Below are 23,798 nucleotides of genomic sequence, written 5' to 3' on the forward strand. Positions count from 1 at the left end.
AGACCCCGATGCTCATCGCCCGCGCCCAGACCATTCCGATGGGCCGCTACCATGCGCACCGCGAACCCGGCCCCGGCGATCCGCCGCCACCCGGCTTCCCACCCGACCAGGATCCCATCGAGGAACCGCCGCCGCCTCCGCTGGAGCCGCCGGTCTGAAGGGAGAAGGCCCGCCGAATGTTGGCGGGCTTTTTCGTTGGCGCTAACCCGTTCGCAACACCCTTCGATACTGGATCGCCTCGGCCACATGCTTCGCATTGAGAACTTCCGCGCCGTCCAGGTCCGCGATCGTGCGGGCTACTTTCAGGACGCGGAAGTACGCGCGGGCAGACCAGCCCAGTTTTTCCATCGCGCCGCGCAGCAGCGATTGCGCTTCGGTGTTCAGCGGACAGTGCGTGTCGATGGCACGGCCCGACAGGTCGCTGTTCGGCATGCCCTGGCGGGCCAGTTGGCGGTCGCGTGCGATGACGGCGCGGGCACGCACCGTTTCGCTCGGTTCGCCGGGTGGGCCGTCGAGCATGTCGCGCTGGTTTTGCGCGGGGACTTCTATCTGCAGGTCCACGCGGTCGAGCAGCGGGCCCGAGATGCGCGACTGGTAGCGCTGGATCTGATCTGGCGTGCAGCGACACATTCGGGTGGGATGACCAAGGTAGCCGCACGGGCACGGGTTCATCGCGGCCACGAACTGGAACCGGGCGGGGAAGTCCGTCTGCGCGGCGGCGCGCGAGATCGTGATGTGGCCGGTCTCCAGCGGTTCGCGCAGGACCTCCAGCACGCGGCGCTCGAATTCAGGAAGCTCGTCGAGGAATAGCACGCCGAGATGTGCCAGCGAGATTTCGCCGGGACGAGGATTGCCGCCGCCGCCGACCATCGCCGGTCCGCTGGCGGTGTGGTGCGGGCTGCGAAACGGCCGCTGGCCCCATCGCGCAGGATGAAAGCCGCCCGGGGTCAGACTCAGCACGGCGGCGGCTTCGAGCGCTTCGGCCTCGGTCATCGGCGGTAGCAGCCCGGGAAAGCGCTGCGCCAGCATCGACTTGCCCGTGCCCGGCGGGCCGACCAGCAGCACCGAATGCTGACCCGCCGCCGCAACCTCCATGGCCCGCCGGGCCTGTATCTGTCCGCGCACGTCGCGCAGGTCGGGGACATCGGCCGGTACCTCGCTGCGCAAGGGGGGCCGCGCGCGGGGCAGCCGGCATTCCGGCAGCAGCCCGGCGTGATGGCACACCGCGCGCAGCGTCTTGCCCGCGTACACCGCCAGGCCCTCTACCAGCGCTGCCTCCGCGCCATTCTCGGCGGCCACGAGGAAATCGCGCGGCGGCAGATCGTCGGCCGCGCGCGCCTGGTTGTCGCGCGCCAGTCCCATCGCCATGGCCAAGGCGCCGCGCACCGGACGCAGGTCGCCAGCCAGCGACAGCTCCCCTGCAAATTCGAAGCGGTCGAGGGCATCGACCGGCAACTGGCCACTGGCGGCCAGGATGCCCATGGCGATGGCGAGATCGAATCGGCCCGATTCCTTGGGCAGGTCGGCGGGCGCCAGATTGACTGTGATGCGGCGATTGGGGAACTCGAAATCGCTGTTGAGCAGGGCGGCGCGTACGCGCTCCCGGCTTTCGCGTACCTCGGTGTCGGCCAGCCCGACGATGTTGAACGCGGGCAACCCGTTGGCGAGGTGGATTTCGACGGATACCGGTGGCGCTTCGATGCCGGTCAGCGCGCGGCTGCGGAGGACGGCGAGACTCATACCGTGGCGAATACCTTTTCGGAAGTGTTAAAGAAAAAGGCCACCGGAATCCGGTGGCCTTTCTGGCGAAGCAGGGAGAGGAGAGCGCTCGGGCTCATACCCCCGGTGTCGGCGGCGTGCCGGCGCCAGCGCGGGCCTCCAGCGCCGCGACCCGTGCCTCCAGTTCTTCCAGTCGCGCGCGCGTACGGGCCAGCACCTGCGACTGGACGTCGAATTCCTCGCGCGTGACGAGGTCCAGCCGCGCAAAGCCCTGGGTCATCATGCTGCGGACATTTTTCTCGATGTCCTTGGCCGGCGAGTTGCGCAGCGCTTCGCTGACCTTGCTCTGCAGGTCGTTGAACAGATCGGTCGGTTTCATGGTGACGCTCCTTAGGTGACCCGATTCGGATAAGGCCCGTGCCGCGTGGCCCCGAGGCGTGCATGCCATGGCGCATCGGCCACGTTCGCACCGAAATGGGGAAGCCAACCCGGGCATCACGCCCTCGCTTTCCGCCTTCCGATGCACCGCCTTGGGGCGCGCGCTTGCTTGGGCGATCCCGGGCATGCGTTCTCCACCTCCGGACGCCAAGCGCGCAGCACTTGACCCTTCATGACGCGGATTATGGCGCTTCAGCGCCCGCCATGAAAGCTCCAGCAAGGCTTGCCCCCGATTTTTTGCCAGATCCAGGACATTTCGTAGCCCGCTGCTGGCGCGTCATATGTGCCTCTTGCATATCTTCGACACATTGTTTCGGACGTTTCTTAAGCAGGGCGGCCCCGCCCGACATGGCTGGCATGGCAGTTGCAGTAATGGTGGTCAGGAGCGTCACCCTAAAAGCAATAAAGCAGCAGATCCCTCAAAACGAGCCCGCTAAGACTTTAGGAAATGGAGGAAACCCGATGAAGACGTCGAGCCTTGCAGCCAGCGCCGCTGCGGTACTGTTCAGCCTGGCCGCTCCGGTCGCGTTCGCGCAGACCGCCCCGGACGCCGCTACGCCCGCCGCACCCGCCGCCGAGCCGGCATCGCCCCACACGTTCACGGCCAACGTGTCGCTGGTGTCCGACTACCGCTATCGCGGTATCAGCCAGACCAACCTGCGTCCGGCCATCCAGGGCGGGTTCGACTACGCGCACGAAAGTGGCTTCTACCTCGGCAACTGGAACTCGAGCATCAGCTGGCTCGAGGATTCGGACGGTTCGGTGTCCGCACCGGTCGAGATGGACTTCTACGGCGGTTTCAAGAACACGTTCAAGGTCTCCGAACTCGAGTTCAACTACGACCTGGGCGTGCTCCAGTACTTCTACCCGGGCGGCTACACGACCACCCGTCCGTACACGACCGAACTCTACGCCGGCATTGGCTATGGCCCCGTGTTCCTGAAGTACTCGCACTCGGTCACGAACCTCTTCGGCATTCCGGACAGCAAGAACAGCTACTACGTGGACCTGACCGCCAACGTGCCGCTGAACTTCTGGGACCTGACCTTCAATGCCCACGTGGGCTACCAGCGTGTGGACGGCAACAGCGATGCCTCGTACACGGACTGGAAGGTGGGCCTGACCAAGGATCTGGGCAAGGGTTTCTCGCTGGCCGTGGCCTATGTGGATACCAACGCCCGCGAGTCGTTCTACACGAGCGCCAACCGTGGCCGCTATCTCGGCAAGGCCGCCGCCTGGGCATCGATCACCAAGACTTTCTAAACCACACCCCTGAGGCATGGCGGCCCGCCTGACCGGGCCGCCCCGAGGAGAAACCCGATGAAACTCATCATTGCAGTCATCAAGCCGTTCAAGCTCGACGAGGTGCGCGAAGCGCTCTCGGACGTAGGCGTGTCCGGCATCACCGTGACCGAGGTCAAGGGCTTTGGCCGGCAGAAAGGCCACACCGAGCTGTATCGCGGCGCGGAATACATCGTCGACTTCCTGCCCAAGGTGAAGATCGAGGTGGCAGTGCCCGACGAGGTGGTGGAGCGTGCCATCGAAGCCGTGGAGAAAGCCGCCCGCACCGGCAAGATCGGCGACGGCAAGATCTTCATCGCGCCGATCGAACAGGTCATCCGCATTCGTACCGGCGAGACCGGCGGCGACGCGCTGTGACACCAGAGAGACAAGAGACAGAGGCAACGGAAATGAAAACCTGGATCAAGCGATTCCTGACGGCCGGCGCGGTGACGCTGGCACTCGGCACAGCCGGCCTTGGCCTGTCCACCCACGCGGTGGCACAGGACAAGCCCGCCGCCGAAGCCTCGGCACCTGCAGCGGCAGCCGCCGCTCCGGCCGCTGCCGCTGCCGCTGCAGCCCCTGCCGCGCCCGCCGCGCCCGCCGCAGCGCCGGCAGCGCCGGCAGCCGAAGCCGCACCGGCCGCTGCCCCCGCACCGGTTCCCAACAAGGGTGACACCGCCTGGCTGCTGGTGGCCACGGCCTTCGTGATCCTGATGACGCTGCCGGGCCTGGCGCTGTTCTACGGCGGCCTGGTCCGCTCGAAGAACATGCTGTCGGTGCTGATGCAGTGCCTGGTGATCTTCTCGGTCGTGGCGCTGCTGTGGGCCATCTACGGCTACAGCTTCGCGTTCACCGAGGGCAACGCATTCTTCGGCGGCGTGGATCGGCTGTTCATGAAGGGCCTGACGCCCGATGCGGTGACGGCCACGTTCAGCAAGGGCGTGGTGATTCCGGAACTGGGCTTCTTCGCCTTCCAGTGCGCCTTTGCCTGCATCACCTGCGGCCTGATCATCGGCGCCTTCGCCGAGCGCGCCAAGTTCTCGGCCGTGCTGGTCTTCGTGGTGCTGTGGTTCACGTTCGCCTACATCCCCATGGCCCACATGGTCTGGTTCTGGCCGGGTCCGGATGCGTACACCGACGCCGCTGCCGCTACGGCTGCCACGGCCAAGTCCGGCTGGCTGTTCCAGAAGGGCGCGCTCGACTACGCAGGCGGCACCGTGGTGCACATCAACGCCGCTGTGGCGGGTCTGGTCGGTGCGTTCATGATGGGCAAGCGTATCGGCTTCGGCCGCGAAGCGATCCGTCCGCACAGCCTGACCTTCACGATGGTGGGTGCGTCGCTGCTGTGGTTCGGCTGGTTTGGCTTTAACGCCGGTTCGGGCCTGGAAGCCAACGGCGGCGCTGCACTGGCCTTCGTCAACACGCTGCTGGCAACTTGCGCAGCAGTGCTGTCGTGGACGTTCGGTGAGTGGATCGGCAAGGGCAAGCCGTCGATGCTGGGCGGTGCCTCGGGTGCGGTGGCTGGCCTGGTGGCCATCACCCCGGCAGCCGGTTTCGTCGGTCCGATGGGTTCGATCGTGATGGGCCTGGTGGCCGGCCTGGTGTGCCTGTGGGGCGTGAGTGGCCTGAAGCGCATGCTGGGTGTGGACGATTCGCTGGACGTGTTCGGCGTGCACGGCGTGGGCGGTATCGTCGGCGCGTTGCTGACCGGCGTGTTCGCAGCCCCGAGCCTGGGCGGCGTGGGCATCTACGACTATGTGGCGAACAAGGTTGCCGACGACTACTCGATCGCCGGTCAACTGTGGATCCAGTTCGAAGGCGTACTGACCACGATCGTGTGGTCCGGCGTGGTGGCCCTGGTGGCCTTCAAGCTGGTGGACATGCTGATTGGCCTGCGCGTGCCGGAAGAGGAAGAGCGCGAAGGCCTGGACATCACCTCGCACGGCGAGACCGCCTACGAAGGCTGATGCCCGACAACAGAGTTGTGCTGGAGAGCTGATTGGGAATCTTCTCTCAGGAGTTTGACCCCGGCCTTGCGCCGGGGTTTTTTTATGCCCATTTTTCCCGAAGCGTCACGAGGCCGAGTGCATTGCCACGTTACTGGAACGATCCCCTGTCGTTGGCATGGGAGTCGTTCCCGCCTTTGATTTCGGGCAGCGCGATGGCAGTTGCCGGTCTTTACTATCGCCGGATTGGTTTTGACGCTGACGCAGCCACGGATGCGTCGGGGCAGAGAGGGGTTTGATGCCTGGCGGACTCAGAATTTGCAAACGCGATGCGCGCCACCGTTTCGCCATTTCTGAACTAGATTTCCTAAGGCGTCCCAATCGGGACACCAGGCCGTCCCGCCCAGTATCCGGCGCGATAACAACGTCTTTTCCGGATCGACAAATTCTGATGTGAAAGGAGTGCTATCGTGAGCCAGACTTCTTCGGAAGCGCAGTCGTCGCCGTCTACCGAGATGCATCCGCGATTGTGGGTGGCAGGGGACCTCAACGCCTTTTTCGGCCTGTTCACAAACGTGCTGCTGAACGTGCTGGTGTTGTCGAGCCTCGCGTTGTACGTGGTGCAGATGCCGAACGATACGGTCTATGGACGCATCCTTCCGGCGCTCGGCATCGCGTTGCCGCTCGGCAACCTGTTCTATGCCTACCTGGCGTGGCAACTCGCAAAGAAGGAAGGGCGCAACAACGTCACCGCCATGCCTTATGGGCCCAGCGTGCCGCACATGTTCATCGTGGTGTTCGTGGTCATGCTCCCGACGTATCTCGCAACGAAGGATCCGATCCTGGCCTGGAAGCTCGGCCTCGTGTGGGCACTGATCGTCGGCATCATCGTGCTGCTCGGCGCCTTCGTGGGCCCCACCATCCGCAAGTACACGCCGCGCGCCGCCATGCTCGGCACACTGGCCGGTATCTCGATCGCGTTCATCTCGATGCGCCCGGCGTACCAGATGTTCGACGGTGCGTGGATCGGGCTGGTCTGCTTCATGATCATCCTGCTCGCATGGATCGGCAACGTCCGGCTGCCATTCAACATACCGGGTGGGCTGGCTGTCGTGGTGGTGGGCTCGGCGATGGCGTGGATTGCCACGGCACTGGGCTGGAGCGACATGATGCAGCCCACAGCCGTCGGCGAGGCCATGCAGCACTTCTCTCTGTATCTGCCGGTGGTCAGCGGCGATGTCCTGTCGATACCGCTCAAGCAGATTTGGCCGTTGCTGGTCACGGCGATTCCGCTCGGCATCTACAACTTCACAGAAGGCATCAACAACGTCGAATCGGCCAGCGTCGGTGGTGACAACTACAACCTGCGCGCCATCCTGACGGCCGATGGCCTGGGCGCCATCGTGGGCGCCTTCCTCGGCTCCCCCTTCCCTCCAGCGGTCTATATCGGGCATCCGGGCTGGAAAGCGATGGGCGGCCGCATCGGCTACTCGTTGGCCACCGGCATCGGTGTCGGGCTGCTCTGTTTCCTCGGGTTGACCGCATTGCTGCTGTCTGTGATTCCGCTGGTGTCGATCGTGCCCATCCTGCTGTTCATCGGACTCGTGATCGGCGCGCAGGCATTCCAGGCATCGCCCAAGCGCCATGCCCCGGCCATCGTGCTGGCGCTCGTGCCGAACATTGCCGAATGGGCGAAGACGCAGGTCGATGGTGCGCTCGGAGCGAACGGCGTCAACATCGCGGCCATTCCCGAAGCCATCCACAACAACATGGCGAATGCCGGCGTGCTCTACCACGGCATGGAACTGACCGGCGGCGGCGCCGTGCTGGCCGGGCTGATGATCGGCGCCATCGCGGTGTTCGTGATCGACAAGCGCTTCAACTGGGCGGCCGTCTATGCCAGCGCCGCCACCGTTCTCTCATTCTTCGGCTTCATCCACGGTTCGCAACTGGCGATCAACGCATCGCCCAGTGTGTCGTTCGGTTACGGCGTGGCAACGCTGATCTTCGTGGGGCTGGCCTGGCAGCAGCAGCGAAACGGCGAGCGCATCAGCTGGGCACCATCCAATGATGACGAGGAAGAACCCTCACACGTTTGAACAGGAGCAGATCCATCATGGCGAAAACGCTATTCGTGAACGGTACTCTCATGCGCGGCCTGGCGCTGCACGGCAACCTTGCCGGTGCCGAATTCCTGGGTGAGTTCCGCACCAAGCCGGTGTACCGCATTCACTCGATCCACGACATTCATCCTGGCATGTACCGGGTGGAGCAAGGCGGCGTGGCGGTGGCCGGCGAGATGTATTGCATGAGCGATGAAACCTGGGCGCGTGTGGAGGCGGGAGAGCCGCCGCACTTGTATTGCGGCCCGGTGGAGCTTGAGGATGGCCGCGTGGTGGACGGCATCCTCTATCCGCAGAAGGAAATCACGGCGGCGCACACCGATATCTCGGGCTTCGGCGACTGGCGCGCCTACATGGCATCGCGGACGAAGACGATCGAAGCGGAGCCGTACGCGTTGTCCTTCACGCCGGCGACGACCGCGCTGGTCATCATCGACATGCAGCGGGATTTCCTGGAACCCGGCGGATTCGGTGAGATGCTTGGCAACGACGTGTCGCTGCTGCGTGGCGCGATTGCCCCGTGCAAGGCGTTGCTGGAAGCTGCCCGCGCGCGGGGAATGCTGGTGGTGCACACGCGGGAAGGCCACAGCCCTGACCTGGGCGACTGTCCGCCGACCAAGCTGGCGCGCGGACAATTGCAGACAGGCATCGGCGATGTCGGCCCGATGGGCCGTATCCTGGTCCGCGGGCAGGCTGGACACGACATCATTCCCGAGCTGTATCCCATCGCGGGCGAGCCGGTGATCGACAAGCCGGGCAAGGGCGCCTTCTACGCGACCGATTTCGAAGCCCGGCTGCGCAATCGCGGCATCAAGACGCTGATCGTGTGCGGCGTGACCACCGAGGTGTGCGTCAACACGACGGTGCGCGAAGGGAACGACCGGGGCTTCGAATGCCTCGTGGTGTCCGATGCCACCGGATCGTACTTTCCGGAGTTCCAGCGCGTGGGTCTCGAAATGATCAAGGCACAGGGCGGGATCTTTGGCTGGGTGGCGTCATCCGCCGCCGTCGTGGCCGCGCTGGAGGGGAGGCCGGCATGAGCACCACGACCTGCCAGTATTTCCCGAATCTGTATCGCGATTCCGTGGCGTTGATGCAGTTGTCCGCGCGGCTCGGCAAGTTGCCGGGCGTGGCGACGGCATCGGCGCAAATGGCGACTCGCGCCAATCTCGAACAGATGGCCGGCGCGGGCTTGCTCGATGCGGTGCCCGAGCCACGCCCGAACGACATCCTGCTCGTGCTGCGCGGCGATGCCGCTGCATTGGAAGGCGCGTTGGAACAGGCCGCCGCACTGCTCGACGAGAAAGCCGCATCTGGTTCGTCCGAGGACACGCAACGCGAGCCGCTGCGCAGCGTGCAGATGGCGCACGACGCCAGCGACGGACACGCGAATCTCGTGCTGATCTCTACGCCGGGCGACTACGCCGCTGCGGAAGCCATGAAGGCGCTGCGACTCGGCATGAATGTCATGCTGTTTTCGGACAACGTCAGCGTGGCGTCCGAGATCGCGCTGAAGCGCTACGCACAGTCCCGCAACTTGCTCGTCATGGGACCTGACTGTGGTACCGCCATCATCGACGGCTTGCCGCTGGCCTTTGCCAACGTGGTGGCGCGGGGCGATATCGGCGTCATTGCCGCATCGGGCACGGGACTGCAACAGGTGACCTGCCTGATCGATCAGTACGGTTGCGGTATCACGCATGCCATCGGCACGGGCGGACATGACCTGTCCGAAGCAGTGGGCGGCATCACCATGCTGACTGCGTTGCAGCAACTCGCGGAAGACCCTGCGACACGCGTCATCGTGCTGATTTCCAAACCGCCAGCCGCAACGGTGGCCGACAAGGTGCTGGCCGCCGCGCGCGAGACTGGCAAGCCGGTGGTGGTGTGCTTCCTCGGTGCCAATCCGGATACGCTGCGCGCGGCCGGCGTGGTGCCGGCCAGCACGCTGGAGGAAGCCGCGCAGCGAGCCACCGAGCTATCTACCGGGAAGCCATCGCGGCAGGATGATGGCGCCGAAGCATTGCAGGAACGCGCTGCCGCACTGGCCGCGCGGTTGAAGCCGGAGCAGACGATGCTGCGTGGCCTCTACTGCGGCGGTACGTTCTGCTATGAAGCGTTGCTGATGCTGCAGGACGTTCTGCCAGACCTTCGATCGAACACGCCTACCGGCAAGGTCGCGCGCGTCGAAGACCTGTGGAACAGCGTCGGCAACACGATTCTCGATCTTGGTGACGACGATTTCACGCGCGGTCGGCCACACCCGATGATCGATCCCGGATTGCGCAACGAACGGATCGTGACCGAGGCGGCGGTCCCCGGCATTGGCATCATCCTGCTCGATTTCGTGCTGGGTTATGGCGCGCATGAAGACCCGGCGGGAGACATCGTGCCGTCGATCCAGGCGGCGCGCGAAGCAGCCGCCGCCGCGGGCCATGAAGTGCTCTTCATCGGCCACGTCTGTGGCACGCGCAACGATCCGCAACAACTGGACGCACAGCGCGCCACGCTGGTGGGCGCCGGTGTGGAATTGGCAGAGAGCAATGCGCAGGCGATCCGGCTGTGCCGCGCAGTACTGGAGGCTGGCAAGGCTTCCAAGGCAACGGACAAGGGAGCCCAGGCATGACACCGTTGATCAAGCAGAAACCCGTGGTCATCAACGTCGGCCTGGCAGCCTTTGCCGACAACCTGCGCCAATGCGGCGGCGAAGTACAGACACTGCAATGGCAGCCGCCTGCCGAAGGCGATGTGACCGCTGGCTGGGCCCTGGCGCAACTGCTGGCCCATCCCCGCGTCGAGGAAGCCAACCGGATCGCCTATTCCCGCTACCTTGCCGCGCAGCCTGTGCTGAGCGGCGTGTCGACTGCCGCGCAGGTGCTCCCCGGCATGACGGAAAAGCGCATCCTGCATTCCGGCCCGCCGATCGAATGGGCGCGCATGTGCGGACCGCAGCAGGGCGCGGTGCTAGGCGCGATCCTGTTCGAAGGTTGGGCGCCGTCGCTGGAGGATGCGCGCAAGCTGGTGGAAGCGGGCGCGGTCGAGTTGTCGCCGTGCCATCACCATGGTGCGGTCGGGCCGATGGCCGGCATCATCAGCCCGTCGATGCCGGTCTGGATCGTGCGGAATGCGGCCGGGGAGAACGTGGCCTACTGCAACCTGAACGAGGGCCTGGGCAAGGTGCTGCGATTCGGCGCCAACAGCGAGGAAGTGGTCCAGCGGCTGCGCTGGATGGCGCAGACGCTGGGGCCGACACTCGCCACGCTGGTCGAGGAGATTGGCGGCATCGAACTGAAGCCGTTGATGGCGCAGGCGCTGCATATGGGCGATGAAGTCCACAACCGCAATGCGGCGGCCAGCGCGCTGCTGTTCCGCAAGCTGACCGTGGCGGCGCTCGCATCCACCCGGCTCGATGCGCGGGCGGTGTCCGAGTCACTGGCGTTCATCGCCAGCAACGACCATTTCTTCCTGAACCTGTCGATGGCAGCCTGCAAGGTCATGCTCGACGCCGCGCACGGCGTACCGCATGCGTCGATGGTGACCGTCATGGCGCGCAATGGCGTCGACTTCGGTATCCGGCTGTCCGGACTTGATCAATGGTTCGTGGCACCTGCCGCGATCATCGACGGGTTGTTCTTTCCCGGCTTCGGCACGGAAGATGCCGCACGGGATCTGGGCGACAGTGCCATCACGGAGACGGCTGGGGTAGGCGGCTTCGCCATGGCGGCGTCCCCGGCCATCGTGCAGTTCATTGGCGGCACGCCGCGCGATGCGGTGGCCAACACGCGCCGCATGCTCCATATCACGCTGGGACAGAACGGCGCGTTCACGCTGCCGGCGCTTGATTTCACCGGCACGCCGGCGGGCATCGATGCCCGGCGCGTGCTCGATACCGGCATCCAGCCCGTCATCAATACGGGTATCGCACACAAGGATGCAGGGGTCGGCCAGATCGGCGCGGGGATCACGCATGCGCCACTGGCGTGCTTCAGCCAGGCAATCGAGGCTCTGGCAGCCACGCTGCCGGCCCCCCAGTAAGGAGTCGAGCATGCATAACGTTGCGGACAAGGACGCGCCCATCGCGGTGATTGCGGTCGGCGGCAATGCACTGGCCCCCGAGGGCGGCGGCACGAGCCTGCACGACCAGGCGCGCGCGGCGGCCGACGCGGCCAGCCATATCGTCGATGTGGCGGAGCAGGGGTGGCGCATCGTGCTGACGCATGGCAACGGGCCGCAGGTGGGCTACATCCTGCGCCGGTCGGAACTGGCGATGGGGGAGGTGCCCCCGGTGCCGATGGACTATGCCACCGCCGATACGCAGGGCGCGATCGGCGACATGTTCCAGCGCAGCCTCTACAACACCTTGCACTGCCGGGGGGTTTCCACGCGCGTGGTGACGGTGGTGACCCAGGTGGTGGTCGATGAACATGACCCGGCCTTCCTGAACCCGACCAAGCCAATCGGATCGGTCATGGACGAGGCCACGGCGCGCCAGCGGGCACAGGCCAATGGCTGGAGCATCATGGAGGAAGCCGGTCGCGGCTGGCGCCGGTGCGTGGCGTCGCCACAGCCCAAAACCGTGGTGGAAACGGACACGATCCAGACGTTGCTGGCGCAGAACCACATCGTCATCGCCTGCGGCGGCGGCGGGATTCCGGTCACGATGGCCGAGGACGGCACGCTATGCAATCGCGAGGCGGTGATCGACAAGGACCTGGCGTCCGCGCTGCTGGCACGCCAGTTGGGGGCGCAACGCCTGCTGATCGTCACGGCGGTGCCCAAGGTGGCGATCAATTTCGGCAAGCCCGAACAGCGCTGGCTGGATCATCTGACTGTGGCGGAGGCCGAGCGGTACATGCAGGAGGGGCATTTCGGCAAGGGATCGATGGGGCCGAAGATCGAGGCAGTGCTCGACTATGTGCGCGCCAACCCGCAGGGGGAGGGGATCGTGACCGACATTTCCAACATGGGCGCCGCACTGGCTGGCGCTGGCGGCACGCGAATCAGCGGCTGAATGGGCGTGGATGCAGTATTCGCAGAGTGCTTAAATCGGATCTTAAAAAGTCTCAATTGTCTTTAGGTGAGCGCGGGCATAGAGTGCCAGTGAGGCAGTTTCCTCCACCTGCAGAACGCTCCCCGTATCTGTCAGGCCATTTGAAAGCGCGGCGCCAGCCGCGCTTTTTTTTGTCTGCTTTTTCCCCTGCCCCTGGCGGGCGAGCCGCATGCCGCATGCGGCTCGCCCGCCGCCGCGGGGTTTGAAATAGGCGGATCGGCCCAATATCTTCCTCCCTCAAGCTGGCTCCGCATAAGGTTATTTGTTGTGGGCCAGCAGCCCCTTGGCCGTTCCCTTACAATCGGGGCGGACAATAAAGCTGAAAATTTAGGATGGATATGGTCCCGCACCTCATCACCGCGCTGAACGGTCCACTGCTCGAGCTGGAAAAGAAGATCCTGGACGCCACACCGTCCATCGAGCGCTGGTTCAGGCTGGAATGGCAGGAACATACCCCGCCGTTCTATTGTTCCGTCGATCTGCGCAATGCCGGCTTCAAGCTGGCCCCGGTGGACACGAACCTGTTCCCGGGCGGTTTCAACAACCTGGCGCCCGAAATGCTGCCGCTGGCCGTGCAGGCCGCCATGGCCGCGATCGAGAAGATCTGCCCGGATGCCAAGAACCTGCTGCTGATCCCCGAACGCCACACTCGCAACATGTTCTACCTGCAGAACGTGGCGCGACTGTCGCTGATCATGCGCCAGGCCGGCCTCAACGTGCGCCTGGGTTCGCTGTCCGAGGAAATCACCGAGCCCACCCCGATCGAACTGCCCGACGGCCAGACACTGGTCGTGGAGCCGTTGGCGCGCCTGGGTTCGAAGGGCCGCCGCCTGGGGCTCAAGGACTTCGATCCCTGCTCGATCCTGCTGAATAACGACCTCTCGGCCGGCATCCCGCCGATCCTGGAGAATATCAACGAGCAATACCTGCTGCCGCCGCTGCATGCGGGCTGGTCCACGCGCCGCAAGAGCAGCCACTTCGCAGCCTATGACGAGGTGGCCAAGAAGTTCGCCAAGCTGATCGACGTCGATCCGTGGATGGTGAACCCTTACTTTGCCCGCGCCACTGGCGTGAACTTCCATGAGCGCATCGGCGAGGAAGAACTGGCCGATTCCGTGGAAGGCGTGCTCAAGAAGATTGCCAAGAAGTACCGCGAATACGGCATCAAGGAGACCCCCTACGTGGTGGTCAAGGCCGATGCGGGCACCTACGGCATGGGCATCATGACCGTGCGCGATCCGTCCGAGATCAAGGGCCTGAACCGCAAGGAACGCAACAAGATGAGCGTGGTGAAGGAGGGGCTGGAAGTCTCCGACGTCATCATCCAGGAAGGCGTTCACACGTTCGAGAAGGTCAACGAGGCCGTGGCGGAACCCGTGGTCTACATGATCGACCGTTACGTGGTGGGTGGCTTCTATCGCGTGCACACGGGCCGGGGCAACGACGAGAACCTGAATGCGCCGGGCATGCATTTCGTGCCGCTGGCGTTTGCGCCGAACGGCATTCCGGACAGCCACGCCAAGCCGGGCGCGGCCGTGCCGAACCGTTTCTATATGTACGGCGTGGTGGCGCGGCTGGCATTGCTGGCCGCTTCGGTGGAACTCGAGAAGACCGACCCGAATCCGATCCTTTGATGCGAGGCGCGGTCTCCACGGGCCGCCCGCCTCCCTGTCCGCCCCCGGTCCGGCTCGGCTGAGCCGGATGTTCATTTCCTGACGCGAACGCGACACCCCATCATGCGCATCCTCTTCATTACCGATCCGCTGGAATCCTTCAAGACTTACAAGGATTCCACCTACGCCATGATGAAGGAGGCCGCGGCGCGCGGCCACGAACTGGCGTTCTGCCTGCAGTCGCAACTCTCGCTGTCGGCAGGCGTAGTCGAGGCCGTGACGCGTCCGCTGGACCTGACCGACGACGCGCACGACTGGTTCCGCCTGGGCGATGCCGCCCTGACGCCCCTGGCCACGTTCGACGCCGTGCTGATGCGCAAGGACCCGCCGTTCGACATGGAATACGTGACCAGCACCTGGCTGCTGGAGCTGGCCGAGAAGCAGGGCGCCCGCGTGTTCAACAAGCCGCAGGCGATCCGCGACCATTCCGAGAAGCTGGCGATCGGCCAGTTTCCGCAGTTCATCACGCCGACGCTGGTCACGCGCGATGCCGACCGGATTCGCGCCTTCCACGCCGAGCATCAGGACATCATCGTCAAACCGCTCGATGGGATGGGCGGCATGGGCATTTTCCGGGTGGGCCCGGACGCGCTGAACCTGGGTGCCATCGTCGAGACGCTGGGCGACAACGGGGCGCGGACGCTGATGATCCAGCGCTACATCCCCGAGATCAAGGCGGGCGACAAGCGCATCCTGCTGATCGGCGGCAAGCCAGTGCCGTATTCGCTGGCTCGTATTCCGCAGGGCAGCGAGATCCGGGGCAACCTGGCCGCAGGCGGCCTGGGCCGTGCGCAGGAACTGAGCGCGCGTGACCTGGAGATTGCCGAAACCCTGGCGCCGGGCCTGTGGAAGCAGGGCTTGCTGCTGGTGGGACTGGATGTGATCGGCGACTACCTCACCGAAGTCAATGTGACGAGTCCAACGTGTTTCCAGGAAATCGCGCAGCAGACCGGTTTCAATGTGGCGGGGATGTTCGTGGATGCGCTGGAAGCCGCGGTGGCAGCCGAGCGGCGCTGAGTTATCCACGAAATTTGGCAATCCGATGCGGAAGTGCCACAGTGGGGATCTCAGCCATAAAGACGGGAAGGGGCCGTAAGGCTGCCTGCTACAATTCGCAGCAGTCCAACGGATTCACATCATGGCCGGAATTCTGATCATCGCGCATGCGCCGCTAGCCTCGGCGCTGCGCGATTGTGCTGCCCACGTGTACTGCGGCCAGCCACCCCGGCTCGCAGCCATCGACGTGGCCGCCGACGCCGACCCGGCAGCCGTGCTGGCCGAGGCGCGCCGCGGCCTGGAAGCCGTCTGCGAAGAAAACGGCGCGCTGGTGTTGACCGACATCTTCGGTGCCACGCCCGCCAACATCGCCGCCAAGCTGGCCGAGTCAGGCCGGGTCAAGGTATTGGCAGGCGTGAATCTGCCGATGCTCGTGCGCGCGATCTGCTATCGCACCGAAAAACTCGACCAGCTGGCCACCAAGGCCCTCGCCGGTGGCGCCCAGGGGGTGCTGCAGGTGGGTACCACCTCAGTCCAGAACCAAACCGCAAATCATCCCGACAAATATGCTGCAGAGGGACACAACCATCATCAATAAGCTCGGGCTGCATGCCCGTGCGTCCGCCAAGCTGACACAGCTCGCCGGAAAGTTTACAAGCCAGGTCAAAATGTCGCGAAACGGTCGCCAGGTTGACGCCAAGAGCATCATGGGCGTCATGATGCTGGCCGCCGGCATCGGCTCGACGGTTTCTATCGAGACCGATGGCCCCGACGAGCAGGAAGCGATGGATGCGCTGCTGGCGCTGATCGCCAACCGGTTCGGCGAGGGCGAGTGAGTGTCGCCACAATAAAAATTTCTTAAACGTTCCTGACGGAGCGGGTCATGCCCTTTGCCTTGCACGGCATTCCGGTTTCGCGTGGGGTCGCCATCGGGCGCGCCCACATCCTGGCGCCCGCGGCGCTCGATGTTTCGCATTACCTGGTCGATGAGGATCGGCTCGATGCGGAAGTAGAGCGATTGCGCGCGGCGCGTGCCGCCGTGCGCGCCGAGCTTGTCACGTTGAAGCGCGACCTGCCGCGCGATGCGCCCGAGGAGATGGGCGCGTTCCTGGATGTCCACGCGATGATCCTCGACGACGAAGCCCTGTCGCGCGAACCCGAACAGTTGATCCTGACTCGCCGCTACAACGCGGAGTGGGCGCTGACCACGCGGCTCGAAGAGCTGATGCGCCAGTTCGACGAAATCGAGGACGAATACCTGCGCGAGCGCAAGGCCGACATCCAGCAGGTGGTGGAGCGGATCCTGAAGGTGCTGGCCGGCGCGCCTGTGCTGGCCCCGGCGCCTGTACCGGCGCTGGCGCCCGATGGCGAGGCGGCACCGGGCGTGATCGTCGTGGCCCACGATATCGGCCCCGCCGACATGCTCCAGTTCAAGCACACGATGTTCCACGGCTTCGTGACCGACCTGGGCGGGCGCACCTCGCACACGGCCATCGTCGCGCGGAGCCTGGATATCCCGGCCGCTGTCGGCGTCAAGAGCGCCAGCGAGCTGATCCGGCAGGACGACTGGGTGATCATCGACGGCGATGCCGGCCTGGTGATCGTGGATCCGTCGGCCATCATCCTCGAGGAATACCGCCACCGCCAGAGCGAACGCGCGCTGGAGAAGAAGCGGCTGCAGCGCCTGCGCCATATGCCGGCGGTGACGCTGGACGGGCTGGAAATCGAACTGCTGGCCAATATCGAACTGGCGGAGGACGCCGGCGCAGCGCTGTCCGCCGGTGCCGTGGGCGTGGGTCTGTTCCGTTCCGAATTCCTGTTCATGAACCGGCGCAGCGAGATGCCGGACGAGGAAGAGCAGTTCCTGGCCTATCGCAACGCCGTGGAGGCGATGCACGGCTTGCCGGTGACGATCCGCACCATCGACGTGGGCGCCGACAAGCCGCTGGACGGACTGAGCGATGATTTCGAGACGGCACTGAACCCGGCTCTGGGACTGCGCGCCATCCGCTGGTCGCTGTCGGAGCCCGGGATGTTCCTGACGCAGTTGCGCGCGCTGCTGCGGGCGTCGGCCTTCGGACCGGTTCGCCTGCTGATTCCGATGCTGGCCCATGCCAGTGAGATCGATCAGACCCTGGACCTGATTGCGCAGGCCAAGCGCCAGTTGGACCAGCGCGGCCTGCCGTACGACCCTGGCATCAAGATCGGCGCCATGATCGAGATTCCGGCCGCCGTGCTGATGCTGCCACTGTTCCTCAAGCGCATGGATTTCCTGTCGATCGGCACAAACGACCTGATCCAGTACACGCTGGCCATTGATCGCGCCGACAACGCCGTGGCGCATCTCTATGACCCGCTGCATCCGGCCGTGCTGCAACTGATCGCCCGCACCATCCGCGAAGCCAACCACGCCGGCGTGCCTGTGGCGGTCTGCGGCGAAATGGCAGGAGACCCTGTCATGACGCGACTGCTGCTGGGCATGGGTCTGCGCGAGTTCTCGATGCACCCGGCGCAATTGCTCCGCGTGAAGCAAGAGATCATCCACGCCGACTGCGAGCGCCTGTGCAAGGTCGTGGATCAGATCCTGAACTGCTACGAACCCGACGAACTGGCCAGCGCCCTGAAGCAGCTGGCAGCGTGAAGGCGGCCGAGCCAACCAACCCTTCCTTGTGAAGGGTTTTTTTACGTTGGCGTTTTACCGATTGCGCCACTTTTCATCAGTGAAAGTGCGGCAATCGATCCTTGAAATTGTCCAGGCAATGCGTCGCGTGCACGGCAGTTCTCATTCGTTTAATGGGAATTGTTATCATTTTGGTTCTCTGTTATTCTGCCTCTCATCGCGTTCGGCATGCCGGTGCCGACGCTGCTCCGCAGGAGGCTTTTGTGTACGTTTGCATTTGCAACCAGGTTACCGACCGTGAGATTCACGGCGCTGTGCATCTTGGCGTGACCACGATGGACGAGCTTGCCGAAACGCTTGGCGTAGGAACCTGCTGTGGCCGTTGCCGCGATTGCGCGAAGCAAGTGCTGTGCGAAGGCGTGGCCGCCGTACAGGATATGAAGGTCTCCAGCCTCTCGGCCATCAAGGTCGTGGAAATTTCCGTTTGTTCGACTGCTTCGTCACATGCCATAATCGAGGCTCGTGACCCGGCAGTTGCGAACGATCAGCGCACGGCGCTGGTTGCCTGAAGCCTTTTTGGCTGAGTTAGCTCACTTAGCACAGCGAGACTGTTCACAGAACAAAGCGTGAATTGAGAAGCGCGCCCACGGAGGATATCCGCGGCGCGCTTTGTTGCTTGCGTGTTTTGTCGTGCTGGCCTTCGTGGAAGCCGGGTTCATTGTTGTCTGCAATCCAACAGGAGCCCCCATGAAAGGTGACAAGAAGGTCATCCAGCATCTGAACGCCCAGCTCAAGAACGAGCTGACCGCGATCAACCAGTATTTCCTCCACGCACGTATCTATCGCCACTGGGGCCTGAAGAAGCTCGGTGATGTCGAGTACAAGGAATCGATCGGCGAAATGAAGCACGCCGACCGCCTGATCGACCGCATCCTGATGCTCGACGGCCTGCCGAACCTGCAGGACCTGCACAAGGTGATGATCGGCGAAGACACGCCCGAGATCCTCAAGTGCGATCTGAAGCTCGAGCAGACTGCGCACGGCACGGTCAAGGAAGGTATTGCGTATTGCGAGTCGGTCGGTGACTACGTCAGCCGCGAACTCCTGGTCGATATCCTCACGGACACCGAGGAACATATCGAATACCTGGAAACGCAACTGGACCTGATCGACAAGGTTGGACTGCAGAACTACCTGCAGTCCCAGATGGAGCCGGGCGCGCAATAAGCGCGCCGGTCCACGGCCGGCCGCCTCCGGAAACGGGGTGGCGGGTCAGGCGCGTGGCGCAGGATGGCGCCGCGCCCGAGTGTGAAGCGGTGCAATAACCTTTCTCATTCGGATTCTTGTCTTCATCCAGTCGTTCGTCTTCTGCGACGCATCGCGCCAGTCACGGCGACCCAACGGGGAGGGGGCTCCACCGACGGGTCGCCGGCAGCACCGGCGCCGACCCTCTCAAATCCCCTCGGTTTTTCCGCTACAGACCTCGCAGCCCGGGGTGCGTGCCAGCCGCATCGTGGTCCATTCCATCGACAGTGCATTGACCATCAGCAGCCGTCCCGAGAGGGTCTGACCGACGCCGGTCAGCAGCTTCAAAGCCTCGGCGGCCTGGACCGTACCGACCATGCCGACCAGCGGCGCGAAGACGCCCATCGTGGCGCACGCGGCTTCGGGAGCGGGTTCCGATGGCGGGAACAGGCAGGCGTAGCAGGGCGCGTCGGGCTGGCGGAGGTCGTACACACTGACCTGGCCGTCGAACCGCAACGCGGCGCCGGACACCAGCGGTTTTCGATGTGTCAGGCAGGCGCGGTTCACAGCCTGTCGCGTTGCAAAATTGTCACAGCAGTCCAGCACGACATCGGCCTGCGCCACAAGGGCGTCCAGTTCGGCATCGCCCACGCGTTGCGGCACCAGGCGGATGTCGATATCGGGATTGATCCGCAGCAGGCCCTCACGCGCTGACTCCACCTTGGGACGGCCGACGTTGGCCATGGTGTGCAGGATCTGGCGCTGGAGGTTGGTCAGGTCCACCTCGTCATCATCGACGATGGTGATCCGTCCCACGCCAGCCGAGGCCAGGAAGGGTAGTGCCGCAGCGCCCAGGCCTCCCGCGCCGATGACCAGCGCGTGGCCGGCCAGCAGCCGTTGCTGGCCTTCGATGCCCAGTTCGTCCAGCAGGATGTGGCGCGAGTAGCGCAGCAACTGATCGTCATTCATGGCTCGATACCAATGAAAACGGCCCGACGGTGCGATACCGTGGGCCGTGAATATGGGCGAAAACGCGCCGCCGCAGCCGCGCGCCTTCTGCTTACTTCTTGCCGGTAGGCGTGCCCAGCGGCTGGCCGATCGGCGCGCTGGCAGGCGGCTGGCTGGCCGGTGCCGCAGGCTTGGCGGGCGCCGGCTTGGCAGCGGGCTTCGCGGCCTTGCCGTCCTGCTTTTCTTCCTTGGTGTCCGGCTTGCCGGCGGTGCCAGTGGCTTCCAGGCGTGACTTCGAGCGTTGCACGGGCTTGCCGTCGAGCTGCGCGATGGCCTGCTGCAACATGAAGTCCTCCGGCGAGCCGAACTCCACCGGCTTCTTCTTGCGTTCCTTTTCGCGCTCTTCAGCCGTCTTCTTCGAGTTTTCTTCTTCCAGGCGACGCAGTTCGTCCACGCGGCGACGCTCGCGTTCGTTCATTTCCGGCTCTTCCGATTCCTGCTTGTTGTGCAGGTGGCGCTCGGTGTCGATCTCGCGCGTGATCAGTGCGTCATCCGGATCGCCTTCGGGATTCTGGTCGACCGGGATGTCAGGACGGATGCCCTTGGCCTGGATCGACTTGCCCGACGGCGTGTAGTAGTACGCGATCGTCAGCTTGATGCCGGTGTCGTTGGTCAGCGGACGCACGGTCTGGACCGAGCCCTTGCCGAACGTGGTCTTGCCCATGATCAGCGCGCGCTTGTGATCCTGCAGCGCGCCGGCCACGATTTCCGAAGCCGATGCCGAGTAGGCGTTGGTCAGCACCACCATCGGCAGCTTCTTGAACTGCGGCGGCAGATCCTTGAGCGGATCATCCTCGAGCGACGAGAGGCGATAGTTGTTGAACGTTGCCTTGTAGACGCGCTTGGCGTCGGGCACCTGGCCGTTGGTGGACACCACCGTGGAATCGTCGGGCAGGAACGCCGCGGCCACGCCGACCGCGCCCTGCAGCACGCCGCCACCGTTATTGCGCAGGTCCAGGATGATGCCCTTCAGGTTCGGGTTCTTCTCCGCCATTTCCTTGAGGCGGCGGCCCAGGTCGGCCACGGTGCGCTCCTGGAAGCTCGTCAGGCGTACCCAGCCGATGGTGTTGTTGTCGAGCATCTTGGTCTTGACCGACTGCACGCGGATCTCGGCGCGCGTGATCGAGACCGGGAACGTGCGTTCCTCGCTCTTGCGATAGATGGTCAGCGTAACCTTGGTGCCCGGCTCGCCCCGCATGCGCTTGACCGCTTGCTCCAGCGGCAGGCCGCGCACCGGCTTGTCGTCGATACGGGTAATCAGGTCGCCCGGCTGGATGCCAGCGCGGAAGGCCGGCGTGTCCTCGATCGGGTTGATGACCTTGACCAGGCCCTCTTCCTGCGAAATCTCGATACCGAGGCCGGCAAAGCGGCCGCGCGTGCCTTCCTGCAGTTCCTTGAAATCCTTCTCGTCGAGATAGGCCGAATGCGGATCGAGGCTGGCGACCATGCCCTTGATGGCTTCGGTCAGCAGCTTCTTGTCGTCCACGGGCTCCACATATTCGCGTTTGATTTGCCCGAAGATGTCGGACATCAGCCGCAACTGGTCGAGTGGCAGTGGCCCGGAGGAATTCTGGGCCGTGGCCGAGATTTGCAGCGTGGCCAGCACGCCGGCAACGACGCCGACCGAGACGAGGCTAATGTTCTTGAGCGTCTTACGCATGAGGGCAGCCTGAACGTGTGAGGATTTTTGCAAGGTGAAATCCAGCCGAAGGCGGAGGGCGACCGGCGCGGATTTGACCGACAGTATAAGAGCGTGCGCAGAAAAAGGCCTGCGGGCCACCAGACCACGGTGGGGGTGGCCACACAACGGGTGCAGCGCCTACCCGGACGCAGTCCGGGCCGGCGCTGCGGCGCACCGGTTGTCAGCGGGCCTTGCCCTGGTTGGCCACGGCGGCCAGCGACGCGGCGATGGCCGCCTGGTCACCCAGGTAGTAATGGCGCAGGGGGCGCAGGTCGGCGTCCAGCTCGTACACGAGCGGGGTACCGTTGGGAATATTGAGGCCGACGATGTCGTCATCCGAAATCTGATCGAGGTATTTCACCAGCGCGCGGATGCTGTTGCCATGGGCGGCAATCACCACGCGCTTGCCCGCTTTGATGTCCGGAGCGATGGATTCGTTCCACAACGGCATCACGCGGGCCACGGTGTCCTTCAGGCATTCCGTCAGCGGGATCTGCTCGCGCGGCACATTGGCATAGCGGGGATCGTCGAACGAGGCGCGCTCGTCGGTCGGCTCCAGTGCGGGAGGCGGCGTGTCGTAGCTGCGGCGCCACACCAGCACCTGGTCGTCGCCGTATTGCTTGGCGGTTTCCGCCTTGTTGAGGCCGGACAGGGCGCCGTAGTGGCGCTCGTTCAGGCGCCATTCATTGCGCACCGGAATCCACATCTGGTCCATTTCGTCCTGGACGTGCCACAGCGTGCGGATGGCGCGCTTGAGCACTGACGTATAGGCCACATCGAAGCCGAAACCGGCTTCCTTGAGGAGTTGGCCGCCCTGCTTGGCCTGGGCCACGCCGGTATCGGTCAGGTCGACGTCGACCCAGCCGGTAAAGCGGTTTTCGAGGTTCCACGTGGATTCGCCGTGGCGGATGAGGACGAGCTTGTACATTGCAGCTTCCAGGGTAGTAGGTAACCTGTGGCGCCATCGAGGCTATCGAGGCTCTGGGCCGGCGGGTCGGCGCGGGTGCGCGAAACACGACCTGCAAATATCGGCGCTGGCGCGAAACCGCGTATTTTATAATGCCGCCGACCCAACCCAACGGAATGCCAACGTGAATTTCTTCGCCGATTACAACAACCTGGCCCTGATCGCGATCGCCGTGGTCTCGGGCGGCCTGCTGGCCTGGCCGCAAATCAAGGCCGGTACGGGCGGCAAGCGTCTGAATACGGCTGCCGCGACGCAGCTGATCAACCGTCGCAATGCGGTGGTCGTGGATATCCGCGACGCCGCCGATTTTGCCAAGGGTCACCTGCCCCAGGCCAAGAGCGCGCCACTTGCCGACCTGCCTGGCCGCGCTGCCGGCCTTGCAAAGGACAAGGCGGTCCCCATCATCGTGGTGTGCCAGACGGGCCAGCGCTCAAGCAAGGCCCAAGCAGCGTTGAAGGAAGCCGGTTACAGTGAGGTCTACGCGCTGGAGGGCGGCCTGGCTGCCTGGCAGCAGGCCGGCCTGCCGGTCGTCAAGTAAGCACGAAAGCAAAGCCCCATTTTCGAACGCAGTCGCGGCGCGGTATTGCCCGGGGTGCCCTGGGTGGTCCGCGCCGTTGTTTTTTTAGTCAAAGGAGAACCCGCATGGCCCGCGTCGTCATGTACAGCACGGTTGTGTGCCCGTATTGCCAGATGGCAGAGCGCCTGCTCAAGCAGCGTGGCGTGCAAGAGATCGAGAAAGTGCTGATCGACCGTGAACCCGGCCGCCGCGAGGAAATGATGACCCGCACCGGCCGGCGCACCGTACCGCAGATCTACATCGACGATACCCATGTGGGCGGCTTCGACGACCTGTCGGCGCTCGACCGCCAGGGCGGACTCGTGCCCCTGCTCGCGGCCTGAGGTTGCTCCGACCCACGCGGCATGCCGTGCGGCGGCAAATCAATAGACGATTCTGATTCTGCCGCCGTACGGTGAATTCGACATCGGCGTCATGTACCATATGCGCTTTCGTGCGACACGCACTTTCGTGTCCGGCAGCTCTACGTTA

Annotated in this window: 23 protein-coding genes; 18 read left to right on the top strand and 5 right to left on the bottom strand. The window is 64.4% G+C overall.

The genetic code is table 11. The features are described from left to right. Positions 1–8: 8 nt before the first annotated feature. A complete protein-coding gene (locus tag FFS21_RS32040) occupies positions 9–158 on the top strand; it encodes a hypothetical protein (RefSeq protein WP_160471311.1) in 150 nt (49 codons plus the stop codon). 43 nt (positions 159–201) lie between these two features. Here the strand turns inward: FFS21_RS32040 and FFS21_RS16930 are convergent, their stop codons facing one another. Continuing rightward, positions 202–1,740, bottom strand: coding sequence for a YifB family Mg chelatase-like AAA ATPase (locus tag FFS21_RS16930; protein WP_137925942.1), 1,539 nt, complete (start codon positions 1,738–1,740; stop codon positions 202–204). A gap of 94 nt (positions 1,741–1,834) precedes the next feature. Beyond that, positions 1,835–2,098, bottom strand: a complete 264-nt coding sequence (locus FFS21_RS16935) for an accessory factor UbiK family protein (RefSeq protein ID WP_137925943.1) — start codon at positions 2,096–2,098, stop codon at positions 1,835–1,837. Positions 2,099–2,619: 521 nt separating this feature from the next. On the opposite strand from FFS21_RS16935, the gene FFS21_RS16940 reads away from it, so the two are divergent. The 15 genes from FFS21_RS16940 (at position 2,620) to bfr (ending at position 19,076) form a co-directional block, all read left to right on the top strand. Further along, positions 2,620–3,420, top strand: coding sequence for a TorF family putative porin (locus FFS21_RS16940; protein ID WP_137925944.1), 801 nt, complete (start codon positions 2,620–2,622; stop codon positions 3,418–3,420). 57 nt (positions 3,421–3,477) lie between these two features. Continuing rightward, complete coding sequence (locus FFS21_RS16945; RefSeq protein ID WP_137925945.1) at positions 3,478–3,816, top strand: P-II family nitrogen regulator; 339 nt, start codon at positions 3,478–3,480, stop codon at positions 3,814–3,816. 32 nt (positions 3,817–3,848) lie between these two features. Beyond that, positions 3,849–5,408: an ammonium transporter gene (locus FFS21_RS16950; protein ID WP_137925946.1), complete on the top strand. Its 1,560-nt coding sequence runs from the start codon at positions 3,849–3,851 to the stop codon at positions 5,406–5,408. A gap of 449 nt (positions 5,409–5,857) precedes the next feature. Further along, positions 5,858–7,486, top strand: a complete 1,629-nt coding sequence (locus FFS21_RS16955; RefSeq protein ID WP_212745248.1) for a hypothetical protein — start codon at positions 5,858–5,860, stop codon at positions 7,484–7,486. A 17-nt stretch (positions 7,487–7,503) separates the two neighbouring features. Further along, the gene (locus FFS21_RS16960; RefSeq protein WP_137925947.1) at positions 7,504–8,550 is read left to right on the top strand and encodes an isochorismatase family protein; all 1,047 of its coding nucleotides are present in this window, start codon (positions 7,504–7,506) and stop codon (positions 8,548–8,550) included. Next, positions 8,547–10,136, top strand: a complete 1,590-nt coding sequence (fdrA, locus tag FFS21_RS16965) for an acyl-CoA synthetase FdrA (protein ID WP_137925948.1) — start codon at positions 8,547–8,549, stop codon at positions 10,134–10,136. Before FFS21_RS16960 ends, fdrA begins: the two co-directional genes overlap by 4 nt. Continuing rightward, entirely contained in the window at positions 10,133–11,545 is a 1,413-nt protein-coding gene (locus FFS21_RS16970) for a YlbE family protein (protein WP_137925949.1), read from the top strand. The genes fdrA and FFS21_RS16970 overlap by 4 nt, the downstream gene beginning before the upstream one ends. 10 nt (positions 11,546–11,555) lie before the next feature. After that, the gene (gene arcC / locus FFS21_RS16975) at positions 11,556–12,521 is read left to right on the top strand and encodes a carbamate kinase (RefSeq protein ID WP_137925950.1); all 966 of its coding nucleotides are present in this window, start codon (positions 11,556–11,558) and stop codon (positions 12,519–12,521) included. A 377-nt stretch (positions 12,522–12,898) separates the two neighbouring features. After that, on the top strand, positions 12,899–14,194 hold the full coding sequence (gene gshA / locus FFS21_RS16980; RefSeq protein WP_137925989.1) for a glutamate--cysteine ligase: 1,296 nt from the start codon (positions 12,899–12,901) through the stop codon (positions 14,192–14,194). Between the two features lie 102 nt (positions 14,195–14,296). After that, entirely contained in the window at positions 14,297–15,250 is a 954-nt protein-coding gene (gene gshB, locus FFS21_RS16985; protein WP_137925951.1) for a glutathione synthase, read from the top strand. A 121-nt stretch (positions 15,251–15,371) separates the two neighbouring features. Continuing rightward, positions 15,372–15,827 carry a PTS sugar transporter subunit IIA gene (locus FFS21_RS16990; RefSeq protein WP_137925952.1) on the top strand — a complete coding sequence of 152 codons (456 nt, stop codon included), beginning with the start codon at positions 15,372–15,374 and terminating at the stop codon, positions 15,825–15,827. Beyond that, the gene (locus FFS21_RS16995) at positions 15,796–16,065 is read left to right on the top strand and encodes an HPr family phosphocarrier protein (protein WP_137925953.1); all 270 of its coding nucleotides are present in this window, start codon (positions 15,796–15,798) and stop codon (positions 16,063–16,065) included. The genes FFS21_RS16990 and FFS21_RS16995 overlap by 32 nt, the downstream gene beginning before the upstream one ends. Before the next feature lie 47 nt (positions 16,066–16,112). Next, positions 16,113–17,870 (top strand): phosphoenolpyruvate--protein phosphotransferase, encoded by a 1,758-nt coding sequence (gene ptsP, locus FFS21_RS17000; protein ID WP_137925954.1) that lies wholly within the window; start codon positions 16,113–16,115, stop codon positions 17,868–17,870. A gap of 305 nt (positions 17,871–18,175) precedes the next feature. After that, entirely contained in the window at positions 18,176–18,418 is a 243-nt protein-coding gene (locus FFS21_RS17005; protein WP_370459255.1) for a (2Fe-2S)-binding protein, read from the top strand. Positions 18,419–18,596: 178 nt separating this feature from the next. Next, on the top strand, positions 18,597–19,076 hold the full coding sequence (bfr, locus tag FFS21_RS17010; protein ID WP_137925955.1) for a bacterioferritin: 480 nt from the start codon (positions 18,597–18,599) through the stop codon (positions 19,074–19,076). A gap of 225 nt (positions 19,077–19,301) precedes the next feature. Here the strand turns inward: bfr and FFS21_RS17015 are convergent, their stop codons facing one another. The 3 genes from FFS21_RS17015 to gpmA form a co-directional block, all read right to left on the bottom strand. Next, entirely contained in the window at positions 19,302–20,063 is a 762-nt protein-coding gene (locus tag FFS21_RS17015) for a HesA/MoeB/ThiF family protein (protein WP_137925956.1), read from the bottom strand. A 91-nt stretch (positions 20,064–20,154) separates the two neighbouring features. Next, complete coding sequence (locus FFS21_RS17020) at positions 20,155–21,762, bottom strand: S41 family peptidase (protein ID WP_137925957.1); 1,608 nt, start codon at positions 21,760–21,762, stop codon at positions 20,155–20,157. 202 nt (positions 21,763–21,964) lie between these two features. Beyond that, positions 21,965–22,711 carry a 2,3-diphosphoglycerate-dependent phosphoglycerate mutase gene (gpmA, locus tag FFS21_RS17025; protein ID WP_137925958.1) on the bottom strand — a complete coding sequence of 249 codons (747 nt, stop codon included), beginning with the start codon at positions 22,709–22,711 and terminating at the stop codon, positions 21,965–21,967. Positions 22,712–22,874: 163 nt separating this feature from the next. Here gpmA and FFS21_RS17030 point away from each other — a divergent pair, with 163 nt between their 5' ends. Together FFS21_RS17030 and grxC are read left to right on the top strand one after the other, a co-directional pair. Then, a complete protein-coding gene (locus FFS21_RS17030; RefSeq protein ID WP_137925959.1) occupies positions 22,875–23,288 on the top strand; it encodes a rhodanese-like domain-containing protein in 414 nt (137 codons plus the stop codon). A gap of 104 nt (positions 23,289–23,392) precedes the next feature. Further along, a complete protein-coding gene (grxC, locus tag FFS21_RS17035) occupies positions 23,393–23,650 on the top strand; it encodes a glutaredoxin 3 (protein ID WP_137925960.1) in 258 nt (85 codons plus the stop codon). The last annotated feature ends 148 nt before the right edge of the window (positions 23,651–23,798 follow it).

The sequence above is a fragment of the Cupriavidus sp. 2SB genome (genome assembly GCF_005503625.1).
GTDB lineage: Bacteria > Pseudomonadota > Gammaproteobacteria > Burkholderiales > Burkholderiaceae > Cupriavidus.

Coding starts and splice junctions, on each gene's coding strand:
- FFS21_RS16995 (WP_137925953.1), top strand. CDS start 15,796: ATGCTGCAGAGGGACACAACCATCATCAATAAGCTCGGGCTGCATGCC.
- FFS21_RS16990 (WP_137925952.1), top strand. CDS start 15,372: ATGGCCGGAATTCTGATCATCGCGCATGCGCCGCTAGCCTCGGCGCTG.
- fdrA (WP_137925948.1), top strand. CDS start 8,547: ATGAGCACCACGACCTGCCAGTATTTCCCGAATCTGTATCGCGATTCC.
- bfr (WP_137925955.1), top strand. CDS start 18,597: ATGAAAGGTGACAAGAAGGTCATCCAGCATCTGAACGCCCAGCTCAAG.
- gshA (WP_137925989.1), top strand. CDS start 12,899: ATGGTCCCGCACCTCATCACCGCGCTGAACGGTCCACTGCTCGAGCTG.
- FFS21_RS17015 (WP_137925956.1), bottom strand. CDS start 20,063: ATGAATGACGATCAGTTGCTGCGCTACTCGCGCCACATCCTGCTGGAC.
- FFS21_RS16950 (WP_137925946.1), top strand. CDS start 3,849: ATGAAAACCTGGATCAAGCGATTCCTGACGGCCGGCGCGGTGACGCTG.
- gshB (WP_137925951.1), top strand. CDS start 14,297: ATGCGCATCCTCTTCATTACCGATCCGCTGGAATCCTTCAAGACTTAC.
- FFS21_RS16940 (WP_137925944.1), top strand. CDS start 2,620: ATGAAGACGTCGAGCCTTGCAGCCAGCGCCGCTGCGGTACTGTTCAGC.
- gpmA (WP_137925958.1), bottom strand. CDS start 22,711: ATGTACAAGCTCGTCCTCATCCGCCACGGCGAATCCACGTGGAACCTC.
- grxC (WP_137925960.1), top strand. CDS start 23,393: ATGGCCCGCGTCGTCATGTACAGCACGGTTGTGTGCCCGTATTGCCAG.
- FFS21_RS16930 (WP_137925942.1), bottom strand. CDS start 1,740: ATGAGTCTCGCCGTCCTCCGCAGCCGCGCGCTGACCGGCATCGAAGCG.
- FFS21_RS16935 (WP_137925943.1), bottom strand. CDS start 2,098: ATGAAACCGACCGATCTGTTCAACGACCTGCAGAGCAAGGTCAGCGAA.
- arcC (WP_137925950.1), top strand. CDS start 11,556: ATGCATAACGTTGCGGACAAGGACGCGCCCATCGCGGTGATTGCGGTC.
- FFS21_RS16970 (WP_137925949.1), top strand. CDS start 10,133: ATGACACCGTTGATCAAGCAGAAACCCGTGGTCATCAACGTCGGCCTG.
- ptsP (WP_137925954.1), top strand. CDS start 16,113: ATGCCCTTTGCCTTGCACGGCATTCCGGTTTCGCGTGGGGTCGCCATC.
- FFS21_RS32040 (WP_160471311.1), top strand. CDS start 9: ATGCTCATCGCCCGCGCCCAGACCATTCCGATGGGCCGCTACCATGCG.
- FFS21_RS16945 (WP_137925945.1), top strand. CDS start 3,478: ATGAAACTCATCATTGCAGTCATCAAGCCGTTCAAGCTCGACGAGGTG.
- FFS21_RS17020 (WP_137925957.1), bottom strand. CDS start 21,762: ATGCGTAAGACGCTCAAGAACATTAGCCTCGTCTCGGTCGGCGTCGTT.
- FFS21_RS16960 (WP_137925947.1), top strand. CDS start 7,504: ATGGCGAAAACGCTATTCGTGAACGGTACTCTCATGCGCGGCCTGGCG.